The sequence below is a fragment of the Psychromonas arctica genome, from assembly GCF_038155225.1.
Classification (GTDB): Bacteria; Pseudomonadota; Gammaproteobacteria; order Enterobacterales; family Psychromonadaceae; genus Psychromonas; species Psychromonas arctica_B.
On the sequence record NZ_JBAKBA010000086.1, the window covers coordinates 1 to 2152 of the forward strand.

Consider the following 2152-nt stretch of genomic DNA (forward strand, 5'->3'; position numbering starts at 1 on the left):
TTACATCCTGTAATATCTTCCGTGCTCTTCCTTAACGATAAACATCCTGCTTATCCAACTCCAATCCTTGAAGTGTCCTTTTATCATCCTCATAGGATAAATAATCTTTATTTACCCTTTAACAACATCCTGTTGTTTCCTTGCTGTCCGTTGCTGATTTACATCCTGTGAATCATCTACGTTCCTTGTTTGCGGGAGAGATAATACGATGCATTTCTTAAATAAAACCAAGTAAATAAAGAACATACCGAAAACAAATCGAACAAAAAATAAACTTATCATTTAATTTCAATGACTTAATTTCAATTTAAATTTTTAAAGTGTCTTAAATTAACTATTTAAAGTGAGGATCTACTACGTTGCTAATGGTTGATCTCGCACAAAGGGAAATTAGGGCAAAGTTAATATTGAAATAAACGGGAAATTATTATCGATCTAGATCACAAAGAAGAGGCAGTGATGTTATAAAAATGAAGATATAAAACGTATTTATTGAGTTATTTTAAGAATATTAGTGAATCAATTATAGATTCGGTCATGAATGAATAAAAAACAATCAATAAGCTTATAAAAGAGTGAACTAAGCATAGTATTTGATATAATTTCGCATTATATTCACACCTTCTTTATACCTCAGGTTATTACTATGACAGTTTATGCCACCTTTTGTTTCCTCGCTGCAGCAGCAATGTTAATTACATTCGTTAATAGTAAATTAGGTAAATGGCAAAATACCATTGCTATCACCGCTGGATCGTTATTATTATCACTGATTATTGTTATTGCAGGTAAAAATGGCTTTACTCAATTACGAGAAATAGCCGTCACTCAACTTACAGAAATAGACTTCGAACATTTCTTATTAAATGGCTTATTAGGTTTCTTGTTATTTGCAGGTGGTTTAGGCATTAAATTAGAAAGTTTAAAAGATCAAAAATGGGAAATTACCGTTCTTGCTTTAGCTGCAACACTCTTTTCTACCTTCTTTGTCGGTTTCGTGTTGTATTATATTTGCCAACTTATCGGCTTACCTCTCGACCTCATTTATTGTTTATTGTTTGGCTCATTAATATCGCCTACCGACCCTATCGCTGTATTAGCTATCGTTAAAAAGCTAGATGCTCCAAAAAGAATATCCACTCAAATTGAAGGGGAGTCTTTATTCAATGATGGCTTTGGATTAGTTATTTTTGTTACTTTATTTAATATCGCATTTTCTGGACAACCATTAACAGTAGAAAGTGTTTCGATGCTTTTTTTACATGAGGCTATTGGCGGCATCGTTTACGGTTTTGCACTTGGGTTATTATTCCATTACTTAATCAGCGCGACCAATGACCATGCAATGGAACTCTTACTTACCATTGGTGTGCCAACTGCTGGATACGTATTTGGTGGAATGATTGGCGTTTCTGCTCCACTGGCGATGGTTGTTGCAGGTATCATGATTGGTAATTGGACCAGAAAAAATGGATTCTCTAAAGAGAGTAAAGCCCAGTTAGACCATTTTTGGGAATTAGTTGATGAATTCTTAAATGGTATATTATTTCTATTAATTGGCTTAAGTATGTTGCAATTCAGCTTCTATAAAGAGGATTGGATTATTATGCTTATTGCCATTCCTTTAGTATTGCTAGCACGCTACTTAAGCGTACGCTTAGCTTACCTAGGTTTTAACCGCTTCCGTAGTTACAATCCTTATTCTGTACGAATTTTAACTTGGGGAGGATTACGTGGTGGGCTTGCTTTAGCAATGGCAATGGCTGTACCTGCTGGTGTATGGGTACTACCTGAAAAGAATATTGATGTACGTGAAATAATCTTAGTCATGACTTATGGCGTTGTATTATTTTCAATACTTGTACAAGGCTCTAGTATTGTGCCATTAATCAATAAAGCTAAAGATTGGCAAAACAAAAATCAGTAATTAATCGCTAATGATTATCAGGCTATTTTATTAAAAAAATAGCCTGATAATCCCTTAATAAAGCTAAGTGAAACAAAACCATTAAAATATTTTAAGTCAAAATCCTCTATCCATATTCCACCCATTCCACCCATTCCACCACAAGAATAGCTAAACAAACAATTTAATAATACTTAACCTCAACTCTGGTTAATGAAAGCGGAATTATATTTAAAACCAGAAGGT

General features: G+C 33.7%; 1 protein-coding gene. It reads left to right on the plus strand.

Features of this window, described 5'->3' with window-relative positions:
* Nucleotides 1-646 precede the first annotated feature (646 nt).
* Nucleotides 647-1927 carry a sodium:proton antiporter gene (locus tag V6255_RS17890; protein WP_341629364.1) on the plus strand — a complete coding sequence of 427 codons (1281 nt, stop codon included), beginning with the start codon at nt 647-649 and terminating at the stop codon, nt 1925-1927.
* The last annotated feature ends 225 nt before the right edge of the window (nt 1928-2152 follow it).